The sequence below is a fragment of the Pollutimonas bauzanensis genome (assembly GCF_900129885.1).
GTDB classification, from domain to species: domain Bacteria; phylum Pseudomonadota; class Gammaproteobacteria; order Burkholderiales; family Burkholderiaceae_B; genus Pollutimonas; species Pollutimonas bauzanensis.
Genome location: NZ_FQXE01000004.1, coordinates 321670 through 333883, shown reverse-complemented (window position 1 = coordinate 333883; position 12214 = coordinate 321670). Strand labels below are relative to the sequence as shown.

Genomic DNA, 12214 nt, shown 5'->3' with positions numbered 1-12214 from the left:
CCAGAGCCTCAACTGCCGTTCAGTCCCGCCGACTCGGGCATGAAGTAGTCGGTCCATTTGGCGGGCTTGGTCTTCAGGATGCCGACCTTGCTCATGTGTTCGGCAAACTTCATGGAGCCGGCCGGCGCCATCTGGAAGTCCATCATTCCCGGTTGCTTGAGCATGTCCAGCAATTCGGCGGCGCTGGTCTGGTCGCCGCTGATTTCACGGTAGATGTCCACGGCCTGATCCGGGTGGGCCTTGATGAAGGCGATGGCTTCTTCCGAGGCGGCAAGCACGGCCTTGATGATCTTGGGATTGGCCTCGGCGAATTTTGTGGTGGTGAACAGGGTGGATTGGGACAGGCCGCCGTCGATAATGTCATTCGACCTTAACAGCACATGCGCATTGGGAACCGTTTTGAGTTCCTTGTAGCTGAAGGGCGGAGCCGCGAAGTGGGTGGAAATCTCGCCGCTGGCGTTGGCCAGCATGGCTGCGGCGTCGGGATGTCCAAGCTGCACGGTATTGGCGTCCAGCTTGGACCAGTTGTCCTTGCCGAATTCTTTTTCGGCGGCCATCTGCAGCAGGATGGCCTGGGTCGATACGCGCACCGTCGGCACGGCGATTTTATCCCTGGGTCCGAAGTCCTTCAGCGTCTTGATTTTCGGGTCGCGGCTGACCAGCTCCAGGGGGAGGGCCGAATTGGTGGTGATGCCCTTGACCTTGCCCTTGGTGCGATCCCACAAAAGAAGCAGGTTGCCCAGCCCGCTGTTGACGATCTCGACGTTGTCCGACAGCAGGGCGTCGGTGGACGCGCCGCCGCTGCTGAACGAACGCCAATTCACCTTGAGGTTTTTCACGCCGTCCTGCGCCGCGCTTTTTTCTATGAGCCCCTGCTTCTGCATGACCAAGGCCGGCAGGTACAGAATGCTGGGCTGCTTGGTAATGGTAATCTCGGTTTTTTCCTGGGCATGGGCGCTTGCCGCCATGCCAGTGAACGCGGCCAGCAGGATGGCTGCCGCGTATTTGCTTGTGAGTCTCATGTTTGTCTCCGTTGAATTACTGTTATGCCCTGCAGGTACCGCAAATCAACTGGAAATATACTAACATATTAGTATATTCAATTTAAGTCTTAAGTTTTTTATCAACCAGACCGACTGATGGGTTTTAGCTATGAAGCCGCAAATAGAACTGGACCGGGGGCGCCACGCCGCGCCGCAGCTGTATGAATTGCTGCGCGCCCAGATCGTATCGCTGGATCTTTTGCCCGGCGAGCCGCTGTCGCGGGTGCAATTGTCGGCCGAGTTCAATGTGAGCCAGACGCCCGTGCGCGAGGCTTTGCTGAAGCTGACCGAGGAAAGGCTGGTCGATGTGTTTCCGCAGGCGGCCACCCGCGTGAGCCTGATCGATATCGGGTTTGCGCAGGAGACCCATTTTTTGCGCAAAGCGATAGAGCTGGAGATCGTGCGCGAATTGGCGCTGAGCCGGCCGCCGGAATTGATAGCCGACCTGAAGGCTTTGCTGCGTCGCCAGGAAATCCTGCGCGACACGCCAGACCTGGGCGGCTTCACCGAAACGGACCAGGCTTTTCATCGCCGCATGTACCGGGCGGCGGGCAAGGAGGCCTTATGGACGCTGGTACACAGCCGCAGCGGGCATATCGACCGCCTGCGCCGCTTGCATTTGCCGGCCAGCGGCAAGCTGGACCGGATTGTCAGCGACCACGGCCGGATACTCGCGGCCATAGAGGCGGGCGAGCCGGCCCAGGCTCAGGACAGCTTGCGGGCGCATTTGTCGGGCACGCTGGAGTACGTGGAAAAGATACGCCAGGCGCATCCGCAATACTTTACCCCTGCGCGCAGGCCTTGACCACGGGCAAAGCGCAGACCTCGCCGTTCACGGCGAGGTCGAGCGAGGCGGCTTTCATCCGGAACCGAAGGATCCCCCGAATGGTGGCGAAGAGGCTCAGGACCTTGGGCCGGAGTTCTTCACCACCTGGCGCCATTTGTGCAGCAGCGGCTCGGTGTAGCCATTGGGCTGTTCCAGGCCCTTGAACACCAGGTCGCAGGCGGCTTTGTAGGCGGCGGATGTGTCGAAGTTGCCGGCCATGGGCAGATAGGCGGGATCGCCCGCGTTCTGGCCGTCGACCACCGCGGCCATGCGCTGCATGGTTTCATTGACCTGCGCTTCGCTTACGATATCGTGGCGCAGCCAGTTCGCCATATGCTGGCTGGAAATCCGCAAGGTGGCGCGGTCTTCCATGAGGCCGACGTTGTGGATATCTGGCACTTTGGAGCAGCCTATGCCTTGATCTATCCAGCGCACGACATAGCCCAGGATGCCCTGGGCGTTGTTGTCGAGCTCTTCCTGGATTTCCCGGGCCGACCAATTGGTGTCCGCGGCGACGGGGACGGTCAGGATCTTGTCGAGCAGGGGTTCGGATTTGCCTTCCATGCCGCGCTGGATTTCCTGGACGTCCACCTGGTGGTAGTGCAAGGCATGCAGCGTGGCGGCGGTGGGCGATGGCACCCAGGCGGTGTTCCCGCCGGCCTTGAGATGGCCGATTTTCTGGGCGAGCATGTCGGCCATGAGGTCGGGCATGGCCCACATGCCCTTGCCGATCTGGGCCTGGCCGCGCAGGCCGCACTCCAGGCCGACCTGCACATTGTTGCGTTCATAGGCGTCGATCCAGACGCTGCGCTTCATGTCGCCCTTGCGCACCATGGGCCCGGCCTCCATGGACGTATGCATTTCGTCGCCGGTGCGGTCGAGAAAGCCGGTGTTGATGAAGGCGACGCGTTCATGGGCTTGCGCGATGCAGGCCTTCAGGTTGGTGCTGGTGCGCCGCTCCTCGTCCATGATGCCCATTTTGATGGTGTTGGGCGCCAGCCCCAGCAGGGCTTCCGTGCGGGCGAAGAGCTCGCTGGCGAAGGCGACTTCGGCCGGGCCGTGCATTTTGGGCTTGACGATGTAAATCGAGCCGCTGCGCGAGTTGCCGCCCTTTTGCAGATCGTGCATGGCGATCAGCGAGGTGAACACCGCGTCCAGGATGCCTTCGGGGACCTCCTGGCCCTGCTCGTCGAGCACCGCCGGATTGGTCATGAGGTGGCCGACGTTGCGTATGAACATGAGCGAGCGGCCGTGCAGCTTGCGGGTTTCGCCGTTGACGGCGGTGTAGCTGCGGTCGGGGTTCAAGCGGCGGGTGAAGGTCTTGCCGCCCTTGGAGACTTCTTCGGTCAGCGTGCCGTTCATCAGGCCCAGCCAGTTGCGGTAGGCGCAGACCTTGTCTTGCGCATCGACGGCGGCGATGGAGTCCTCGCAGTCCATGATGGTGGTCAGCGCCGATTCCAGGAGCACATCTTTTATGCCGGCCTGATCCTGCCTGCCTATGGGGTGGGCGGCGTCGATCTGCACTTCGAAATGCAGACCGTTGTGCCTGAACACCAGCGCCTCGGGCGCGGCAGCCTCGCCGCGATGGCCCAGGAACAGGCCGGCCTGGGCCAGCGTGGTTTGTTGTTCTTCGCCCAGCGCGACCCGCAATTGGCCGTTATCGACAGTGTAGGCCGTCGCATCGGCATGCGAGCCCTGGGCCAGCGGGATGCTGTCGTCCAGGAATTTGCGCGCGAAGGCGATGACCTTGGCGCCGCGCACCGGGTTGTAGCCGCCGGCTCGCGTCGCGCCGTCCGCTTCCGAAATGGCGTCGGTACCGTACAAGGCATCGTACAGGCTGCCCCAGCGCGCATTGGCGGCGTTCAGCGCATAGCGCGCGTTGGTGATGGGCACGACCAGCTGCGGGCCGGCCTGCTGGGTTATTTCAGTGTCGACCCTGTCGGTCTTGACCCGCACGCTGGCGGGCGCGTCCTGCAGGTAGCCGATCTGGCGCAGGAAGGCCTGGTAGGCGGCGGCATCGCGGATGGGGCCGGGATTCTGGCGGTACCAGTTGTCCAGTTCGGCTTGCAGGCGGTCGCGCTCGGCCAGCAGCTGCCGGTTCTTCGGCGCCAGATCATGGACCAGCTTATCGAAACCAGACCAGAAGGCATCGGCGGCGACGCCAGTGCCGGGCAAGGCTTCCTGCTCGACGAAGCGATGAAGTTCGGCGGCGACTTGCAGCCGTTTGCAGGAGGTTCTTTCGGTCATGGCGGGTCCTTCGGGGTTAGGGGAAATCGGGCTCGCACCCCCCTGGCCCCGGGGACTGGCGCCATGTCATGTATAGGCGTTGTAACCTGGAGCGAGTAGACTGTTGTCAGGGCGCACACCTATTATGGACTGTAGCGTACAAGGACTCAACATCACCCAAAGTCAAAGGACCTGATACCAAAAGTATCTTATCGGTCTGGAATGGCGCCCCATTTGGGTACTTTGAGTGCCTTGTGGCGTCAAGGGATATGCCCGCCCAGGGGATAATCGGCCGCCCTGAACAGTGTGTTTCCTTTTTGGCCTATCCACGACAAAGGACAGATCATGAAAAACCAATTGAAATTGATCGGCGCGCCATCAGCCTTGCTGCTGCTGGAAGGCTGGTCGGCAACGGAAGGGCGCGACGCCATCCATAAAACCTTTATTTTCAAGAATTTCAACGAGGCTTTCGGGTTCATGACTTGCGTTGCCATGCAGGCGGAAAAGCTGGATCATCACCCGGAATGGACGAATGTCTACAATCGGCTCAGCGTCACCCTGACCACCCATGACGCCAAGGGCGTCACCGAGCGTGACGTGGCCCTGGCTTTGTTCATGGACCAATTGGCCTAATTTTCGGGATATCGTATGCAGACTGAGTTGAATACCGTGATTCAAGACCTGGCGCCCACGGGCGCGTTGCGCGTGGCCATCAATTTCGGCAATCCGGTGCTGGCGCAGCCGCAGCCGCAAACGCAGGCGCCCATGGGCGTGTCGGCCGATCTGGCGCAGGAGCTGGCGCGGCGGCTGGGCGTGCCGCTGGAATTCATCACTTACGATGGGGCCGGCAAAGTCTTTGCGGCGGCCGACGCCGACGTCTGGGACATCGCTTTCATGGCGATCGATCCGCTGCGCGCCGAAAAAGTCATGTTCACCCGCCCTTATGTCATCATCGAGGGCAGCTATCTGGTGCCGGCCGGCTCTTCCCTGCGTTCCATAGGCGACGTCGACAGCCCGGGCGTGCGCATTGCGGTGGGCAGGGGCGCCGCCTACGACCTGTTCCTGAGCCGCAGCCTCCGGCATGCCGAAATCCTGCGGGCCGATACGTCCGCGGCGGCCATAGGCCTGTTCCTCGAGCAGTCGCTCGATGCGGCGGCGGGCGTGCGGCAGCCGCTGGCCGCTTTCGCGGCCACGCGCGACGATCTGCGGGTCATCGACGGCTGCTTTACCGTGATCGAGCAGGCCATGGCCACGCCCAAGGGCCGCGGGCCAGGCCTGGAATACCTGATGTCGTTCGTCGACGAGATGAAGGCCAGCGGCTTCGTGGCGCAAGCGCTGGAGCGCAGCGGCCAGCACGACGCCGGCGTGGCGCCCTGATCGGGCCGCCCGCCCGCCGGATCATGGCGTTTCGGGGCCGATCCGGCCTAGGGCATCGCCGGTATGCCCAGCCAGGCCACCAGCACTGATACCGTCGCCAGCGACAGCACCGTCGAGATCAATATCGCCCGCGATGTAACGGCCGGTTCGCGCTCGTAGAGCTTGGCCAGCATGAAAGGGCCGGTGCCTACCGGCAGCGCCGCCAGCAGCACGGCGGTGCTGGCCCATAGCGGCGGCATGTCGAAGACCCAGCGCACCAGCACGAACGTGATCAGCGGATGCAGGAACAGTTTGAGCAGCACAATGCGCCATACCGCGCCATGGTGCCCGGTGGGTTCACTTTGCGCCAGGAACAGGCCTATGGTGACCAGCGCGCAGGGGCTGGCCGCGGCGCCCAGCAGAGTGGTGAATTGCAGCACGGCGTAAGGCAGCGCCACCTGGGCCGCGGCCAGCGCCAGGCCGAGCACCGGGGCGGCCACCAGCGGATTGCGCAGCAACGATAGCGCGACCTTGCGCGTGGTGCCCAGCACGCTGCGCGACCCCTGCAGGTCGATTTCTATCAGCACGATGGAAAAAGCGAACAATGCGCAGGCGGTCAGCAGGGTGGCGATGATGACGGCGGGCAGGCTGCTGGGGCCGAATACCATCAGGCACAAGGGTATGCCCATGAAGCCGGCATTCGAGTACGAGGCGGCCAGGCCTTCTATGCTGGCATCGGCCAGCCGCCCGCGGCGACGGCGGTCCAGCCCGTACGAGGCGCCGAACACCGCGGCGATGGCCAGGCTGGAGGCCGCGACGTAGCCGGGCTGGTTGATCTGCTCCCAGGTGATTTGCGCCATGGACTGGAACAGCAGGGCGGGCAGGGCCATCCACACCACGAACTTGTTCAGGCTGTCTATCGCCCCGGCGCCGAGCAGCCGCTTGCGCCCGCTGATATAACCTATCAGTATCAGCGCAAAAAGGGGGAAGACGGCATTGATGATGACGCTCAAGGGAGGTCCTGGCTGGCGGGTTCGGGTGTGGCGTATTAAAGCAAATAATCATTGCCTGCGTTGGAGACCCCGCTTGCGGATGCCAGATCCGGCATTTAGTGTCATAGTGCGTTTCTATACTGTTATTTTGTTTGGTGGCAAGCCATGTTTGATACTTCGAATTCCAACTCTCCCACTCTTTTGCCGGCGGTGATTCCATTCATGGGCTTCATGGATGCGCGCGCGGCGGTCGAACGGCTCGTTGAAATCTATGCCAGGAACACGGCCTTCATCCGGGATGCCTTCGGCGAGTACGCGCAGGGGCGGTTCGTCCCCAAGCAGCGCGTGCGGGCCTACTATCCGGCCATACGCATCAAGGTCGACACCTACCAGGGGGTGGACAGCCGCCTGTCCTACGGCCATGTGGTCGAGCCCGGCACTTACATGACCACCATCACCCAGCCCGCGCTGTATTTCGACTATCTGCTGGAACAATTGGGTCTGCTGATCAAGAATCACGGCGTGCCGGTCGAAATCGGCGAATCCGACATGCCCATACCGCTGCATTTTTCGTTTACCGACGGCCAGTATGTGGAAGGGGTGTATTCGGACACGCTGGGCGATTCATTGCGCGACCATTTCGATGTGCCCGACCTGGCGGTGACCGATGACGCCATCGTGAACGGCACATGGCAAGGCAAGCCGGAGGAGCCCCTGCCGCTGGCGCCTTTTACCGCGCCCAGGGTGGATTATTCCCTGCACCGCCTGCAGCACTATACGGCTACGGCGCCGCAGCATTTCCAGAATTTCGTGCTGTTCACCAACTACCAGTTCTACATCGACGAATTTTGCCAGTGGGCCAAGGAAACACTGGCTTCGGGCGAGGGCGGCTACACCGCTCTGGTGGAGCCGGGCAATATCGTTACCGGCGCCGGGCCCGGCGCCGAGCGCATAGGCCTGCCGCTGAGCCGCATTCCGCAAATGCCGTCGTACCACCTGGTGCGCGACAAGCATATGGGCATCACCCTGATCAATATCGGGGTGGGGCCGTCGAACGCCAAGACCATTACCGACCACGTCGCCGTGCTGCGCCCCTCGGCCTGGCTGATGCTGGGCCATTGCGCCGGGCTGCGCACCACCCAGAGGCTGGGCGACTATGTGCTGGCCCATGGCTATGTGCGCCAGGACCACGTGCTGGACGACGACCTGCCCAGCTGGGTGCCCGTGCCGCCATTGGCTGAAATCCAGGTTGCGCTGGAAGAGGCCGTGGCCGAAGTGGCGGGCCTGTCCGGCTGGGAACTGAAAAAGATCATGCGCACGGGCACGGTGGCCACCATCGATAACCGCAACTGGGAATTGCGCGACCACCGCGAGCCGGTGCAGCGCTTGTCGCAATCCCGGGCGATCGCGCTGGACATGGAATCGGCCACCATCGCCGCCAATGGCTTCCGTTTCCGCGTACCGTATGGCACCCTGCTGTGCGTGTCCGACAAGCCCTTGCACGGCGAATTGAAGCTGCCCGGCATGGCCAGCGATTTTTATCGCACCCAGGTCAGCCAGCATTTGCACATAGGCATACGGGCGCTGGAGAACCTGCGCGAGATGCCGCGCGAGCGCCTGCATTCGCGCAAATTGCGCAGCTTTATCGAAACCGCCTTCAAGTAGGAGGACAGGCGTTGAAAAAGATATATTTGGCCGGCTTCGACGTGTTTCGCCCGGATGCCCTGCAATACGGCGAGCAGTTGAAGACGCTATGCCAGAAATACGGCTTTGAAGGCCTTTACCCTTTGGACAATGCCGCGCCCCGCAACCTGACCACCCTGGAGCTGGCGCGCTGGATATACCGCGCCAATATCGCCCTGCTGGAGCAGGCCGACATCGTCATGGCCAATCTCAATGCGTTTCGCGGCGCCGAACCGGATTCGGGAACCGTGTTCGAAGTCGGCTACGCCACGGCCTTGAACAAGCCGGTGTGGGTATATACAGACCAGGGCCGTTCCCTGGTCGAGCAGGTGGCGGTGCACAAGACCCCAGGCACCCGCAGCTATGTCGATACCCAGGGCTATAGCGTCGAGGACTTCGGCCTGAACCTGAATCTGATGATAGCCTGCAGCGCCCACGTGGTGGTGGGCGGCGCCGAAGACTGCCTGCAGCAAATACCGGCAGGCGCGATGCGCTGACCGGCACAGGCAAGGCGGCCTGGCCGCGGCGGGCTCCGGGCCGGGCCGCCGCGGCTTATTTCTTGCGGTTGGCGATGTCTTTCTGGGCTTGCGTAACCAGGTCCTCGCCTATGGTTTTTTTCCATTTCTCGAACACGGGCTTGGTCGCAGTGACGAAGGCGTCGTGCTGTTCGGGAGTCAGGCTGGTAACCGTGACGCCATGGCTTTCGATGTCCTTGAGCATGGATGGATCCTCGGGCGTGACGCCTTTGCGGGCAATGACGATTTCCTGCTTGCCTGCCTCGATGGCGGCCTCGCGCACGATTTTGCGGTCGGCTTCGGTCCACGATTCCCATACCTGCTTGTTGACCACGAAGACCAGCGGATCGGCCACGTAATTCCAGAGCGTCAGGTATTTTTGCCCGACGGTGTACAGCTTGGAGCCGGCGTAGATCGACAGCGGATTTTCCTGCCCGTCGACCGCGCCGCTGGCCAGCGCCGGCTGGGCGTCGGCCCAGCTCATTTGCGTTGGGTTGGCGCCCAGGGCGCTGTAGATGTCTATATACAAGGGCGAGCCGACGACGCGCAGCTTCAGGCCTTTGAGGTCTTCGGGAGCCTTGATGGCATGCTTGGAGTTGCTGAGCTGGCGATAGCCGTTCTCGCCCCAGGCCAGTGGCAGGACCCCGGCTTTTTCAATATCCTTGAACAGCGTCTTGCCGACTTCGCCGTGTATCAGCGCGTCGATGGCGGCGTAGTCGGGCATCAGGAAGGGCAGGGAAAACAGGTTCAGCTGCTTGACCTGCGGCGACCAATTGATGGTCGAGCCTATCGCCATGTCGATCAGGCCCTGGCGGATGGCGGTGAATTCGCGGGTCTGGTCGCCCTGCACCAGCGATGTGCCCGGATAGATCTTGATGTTGATGCGGCCATCGGTGCGCTCGCGCACCAGCCTGGACCAGATTTCGGCGCCCTGGCCCCAGGGAAACGTCGTGCCGACGACGATGGACAGCTTGTATTCGGATTTATAGTTGGCTGCGCAGGCCGTGGATGTAGCGGCAAGAGCGGCTACCGAGCATGCGAGGGCGCCAAACAGAGCACGGATCTTCATGGGTATTCCTTTTTTGCGGGTTGGGACAGCTTGGGACAGCGTAAGGTTGGTGAAGTGCCGGCGGCGGCCCGCCGCCGGCGTGTTTAGTAGCCCAGGTAGCGGGGCAGCCACAATGCCAGTTCCGGGAACACAATGACCAGGACCAGCACCAGAAACATCGACGCCAGCAGCCAGACCACCCAGCGCACCGTGCTCTCCATGGGCACTTTGGCGATGCGGCACGAGACCATCAGGTTGACCGCCAGCGGGGGCGTGAACTGCCCCAGCGCCACCTTGAGCGTCAGCAGGACGCCGAACCATACGGGATCCCAATGGTAGGCATTGGCGATGGGCATGAGCAGGGGCACGAAAATCAGGAAGATGGAAATGCCGTCCAGGAACATGCCCAGCGTCATCAGCAGCACGATCAGCAGCGACAGCACGCCGTATTCGCCCAGTCCCGAATTGACGATGGCGTTGGTGATGGGGTCGATGACGCTGAGCGTCGACAAGGCCCAGGCGAAGATGCCGGCGAGCGTGACGACCAGCATGATCACGGCGGAAAGCTCCGCGGCCTCGCGCAGGATCAGGAAGAGGTCGCGGAACTTGATGGTGCGATGCACGCACATGCCTATGAAAAGGCCATAGAAAACCGCGACGACCGCGGCTTCGGTCGGGGTGAAGAGGCCCATGCGCATCCCGCCCAGGATCAGGACCGGGGCGATCAGACCCCACGTCGCCTCCAGCAGGCTGCGCCAGAATGGCGGACGCGGCAGGCTGCTTTCCAGCAGGCCCATATTGTGGCGCCGCGACAGCCACACGGCAGGTATGATCAGCGCGATGCCGGCCAGTATGCCGGGAATCATGCCAGCGGCGAACAGGGCGGGAACCGAGGCTTGCGGCACGAGAATGGAATAGACGATGAACGCGATGGACGGCGGGATCAGGATGTCGGTCGAGGCGCCGGCCGCGACGATGCTGGCCGAAAACGATTTGGGGTAGCCGGCCTTGGTCATGGCCCCTATCATTACCGCGCCCACGGCGGCGGCGCAGGCCGGACCCGAGCCTGAAATGCCGCCCAGGAACATGGCCACGGCGATGGCGACCAGCGGCAGCATGCCCGGGCCGCGGCCGACGATGGCGATGGCGAAATTGACCAGGCGGCTGGCCACGCCGGAGCGGTCGAAGATAGACCCGACCAGCACGAACATGGGAATGGCCAGCAAGGGATATTTGGCCAGGCCGGCATAGAAATTCTGCGGCACGGCCAGCAGCCCGAACCACTGGGTATCCAGATTCGACATCACGATGGCGAGAGTGCCCGCCACGCCCAGGGACACGCCCACGGGCACGCCTATGACCATCAGCAGCAGGAAGGCCACGAACAGCAGGGCGACTATCATGCCTGGCCCCGCAGCAGGCGGCGCAGCATGCCGGCCATGCGCAAGGCAATGGCGGTGGCCAGTATGGGCATCCACACCGAATACCACCAGTTGGGGACCCCTATGGCCGGCGAGGTGTCGCCGTAGCTGTAATCGTCGTAGGCCATGCGCGCCGACAGCACGGCAAGCAATATGAAGAACAGCAGCACCACGGTGCTGGAGATCAGCGCCAGCCGGCGCTGGCGCTGCGGCGAGCCGCCGTCGGCAATGAGTTCTATGCGTATATGCTGGTTGCGCACGAAGGCCGTCGCGCCCGCCGTCATGGTCAGGACGATAAGCAGGAATACCGAAATTTCTTCCGTCCAGGCGAAGGAGCCGTCGGTCAGGTAGCGCACGATGACGTTGCCGAAGGTGATCAGCGCCAGGCAGGCCAGGATGAGCACGGAGACCCAGTCCTCTATCTTGAGCGGGACTCTGACGGGTGGTTCCGGGACCTCGGGAAGTATGGGCTCTATCGGTTCGTCGGGATGCGCTTCGGGTATTGCCATGAGTCTCCAACCGGTACGGCGTACTTTTTGTTTTGTGTAACTGTTTGTCGGTTTCGAATAATAGCCAACATGCTACCCCGTTGCGGCGGTTTTGGTAGTTCGGGGTTTCCCGCGCTTGGGCAGGGCCAGCATGGTGCCGCGGCAGGCCGGGGTGCCGCACAGGCACTGGTATTGCTGCCGCAATTTCTTGGTGATGCGCCCCTCCATGACCAGGCCGTAGTCGTAGAACAGTTCGGCGCCGGCGGGAATATCCTCGAGCGCCACAATGTAGACACGCTTGCCGCCAGCGCCTTCCTGGGCCTCGCAGTTCGGGCCGCAGGAATGGTTGATCCAGCGCGCATCGTTGCCTTTGTCGCCGCCGTCTATCACCTTGCCGCTGCTGAGCGAAAAAAAGAAAGTGTGGAAGGGATCGTCGGGATTGACGGGATGCCGCTCATCGGCCTGTTCGGGCGTGATGCGCCTGCCGCCGTATTCGATGATGCGGGTGCCGGCCGGAATGTCGCTTGCGGCGAATACGCCGGTGCCGTGCAGGGTGGATTGTTTAACGATATGCCAGGGTTTGGATGTCAATGTCATGGGCGCCTTGGGGCAGGGC

Annotated in this window: 12 protein-coding genes; 5 read left to right on the top strand and 7 right to left on the bottom strand. The window is 62.4% G+C overall.

Features of this window, described 5'->3' with window-relative positions; all coding sequences use genetic code 11:
- Positions 1-8 precede the first annotated feature (8 nt).
- Complete coding sequence (locus BUB23_RS10120) at positions 9-1022, bottom strand: ABC transporter substrate-binding protein (protein ID WP_073102978.1); 1014 nt, start codon at positions 1020-1022, stop codon at positions 9-11.
- A gap of 130 nt (positions 1023-1152) precedes the next feature.
- Between BUB23_RS10120 and BUB23_RS10115 the strand changes: the two genes are divergently transcribed.
- The gene (locus BUB23_RS10115) at positions 1153-1848 is read left to right on the top strand and encodes a GntR family transcriptional regulator (protein ID WP_073102977.1); all 696 of its coding nucleotides are present in this window, start codon (positions 1153-1155) and stop codon (positions 1846-1848) included.
- A 96-nt stretch (positions 1849-1944) separates the two neighbouring features.
- On the opposite strand, the gene BUB23_RS10110 is transcribed toward BUB23_RS10115, so the two are convergent.
- Positions 1945-4116, bottom strand: coding sequence for a malate synthase G (locus BUB23_RS10110; RefSeq protein WP_073102976.1), 2172 nt, complete (start codon positions 4114-4116; stop codon positions 1945-1947).
- A 324-nt stretch (positions 4117-4440) separates the two neighbouring features.
- On the opposite strand from BUB23_RS10110, the gene BUB23_RS10105 reads away from it, so the two are divergent.
- Both BUB23_RS10105 and BUB23_RS10100 read left to right on the top strand, forming a co-directional pair.
- Positions 4441-4728, top strand: a complete 288-nt coding sequence (locus BUB23_RS10105; protein ID WP_073102975.1) for a 4a-hydroxytetrahydrobiopterin dehydratase — start codon at positions 4441-4443, stop codon at positions 4726-4728.
- A 15-nt stretch (positions 4729-4743) separates the two neighbouring features.
- A complete protein-coding gene (locus tag BUB23_RS10100) occupies positions 4744-5472 on the top strand; it encodes an ABC transporter substrate-binding protein (RefSeq protein ID WP_073102974.1) in 729 nt (242 codons plus the stop codon).
- Between the two features lie 47 nt (positions 5473-5519).
- Here the strand turns inward: BUB23_RS10100 and BUB23_RS10095 are convergent, their stop codons facing one another.
- The gene (locus BUB23_RS10095; protein WP_073102973.1) at positions 5520-6464 is read right to left on the bottom strand and encodes an AEC family transporter; all 945 of its coding nucleotides are present in this window, start codon (positions 6462-6464) and stop codon (positions 5520-5522) included.
- A 144-nt stretch (positions 6465-6608) separates the two neighbouring features.
- On the opposite strand from BUB23_RS10095, the gene BUB23_RS10090 reads away from it, so the two are divergent.
- Positions 6609-8108 (top strand): AMP nucleosidase, encoded by a 1500-nt coding sequence (locus BUB23_RS10090; protein ID WP_073102972.1) that lies wholly within the window; start codon positions 6609-6611, stop codon positions 8106-8108.
- An 11-nt stretch (positions 8109-8119) separates the two neighbouring features.
- Complete coding sequence (locus BUB23_RS10085; protein ID WP_073102971.1) at positions 8120-8623, top strand: nucleoside 2-deoxyribosyltransferase; 504 nt, start codon at positions 8120-8122, stop codon at positions 8621-8623.
- A gap of 55 nt (positions 8624-8678) precedes the next feature.
- Here BUB23_RS10085 and BUB23_RS10080 read toward each other — a convergent pair whose 3' ends face one another.
- The 4 genes from BUB23_RS10080 to BUB23_RS10065 form a co-directional block, all read right to left on the bottom strand.
- Positions 8679-9710: a DctP family TRAP transporter solute-binding subunit gene (locus BUB23_RS10080; protein WP_073102970.1), complete on the bottom strand. Its 1032-nt coding sequence runs from the start codon at positions 9708-9710 to the stop codon at positions 8679-8681.
- 83 nt (positions 9711-9793) lie between these two features.
- Positions 9794-11092 (bottom strand): TRAP transporter large permease, encoded by a 1299-nt coding sequence (locus BUB23_RS10075; protein ID WP_073102969.1) that lies wholly within the window; start codon positions 11090-11092, stop codon positions 9794-9796.
- The gene (locus BUB23_RS10070) at positions 11089-11619 is read right to left on the bottom strand and encodes a TRAP transporter small permease (protein ID WP_073102968.1); all 531 of its coding nucleotides are present in this window, start codon (positions 11617-11619) and stop codon (positions 11089-11091) included. Before BUB23_RS10070 ends, BUB23_RS10075 begins: the two co-directional genes overlap by 4 nt.
- Before the next feature lie 72 nt (positions 11620-11691).
- Positions 11692-12195, bottom strand: a complete 504-nt coding sequence (locus tag BUB23_RS10065) for an SET domain-containing protein (RefSeq protein ID WP_073102967.1) — start codon at positions 12193-12195, stop codon at positions 11692-11694.
- Between the last annotated feature and the right edge of the window lie 19 nt (positions 12196-12214).